Genomic DNA, 288 nt, shown 5'->3' on the forward strand with positions numbered 1-288 from the left:
ATCTCGTGGAGGACGGGCACTGCGGCCGGATCAGCGAACCCCGGCCTTGGCGAGCGCGGTGAACAGCTCCGCCCGGCGCGCCGGCGCGGGACCGGTGTACACGCGGCGGTTCCTGGCCTCACCACGCCGGTTCGCGCGGTACACCTCTACGAGACCCCCGATGGTGCGGGCGAGGTAGTGGCGTCCGCTGCGGCCGGTGATGAGGATGCCGTTGTCGGTGTGGGTGGCGGTGAAGTCGGCGGCGATAGCGGCGGTCATGGCGGTTCCTCCTGCTTCCCTCTCGATATT

Annotated in this window: 1 protein-coding gene; it reads right to left on the reverse strand. The window is 70.1% G+C overall.

Annotated features, from left to right (window positions below):
- Positions 1 to 30: 30 nt before the first annotated feature.
- Positions 31 to 288: hypothetical protein (locus JYB63_RS22900; RefSeq protein ID WP_205660226.1), on the reverse strand; the 258-nt coding region annotated here is incomplete at its 5' end.

Source organism: Aliamphritea spongicola (assembly GCF_017051665.1).
GTDB classification, from domain to species: Bacteria; Pseudomonadota; Gammaproteobacteria; order Pseudomonadales; family Balneatricaceae; genus Amphritea; species Amphritea spongicola.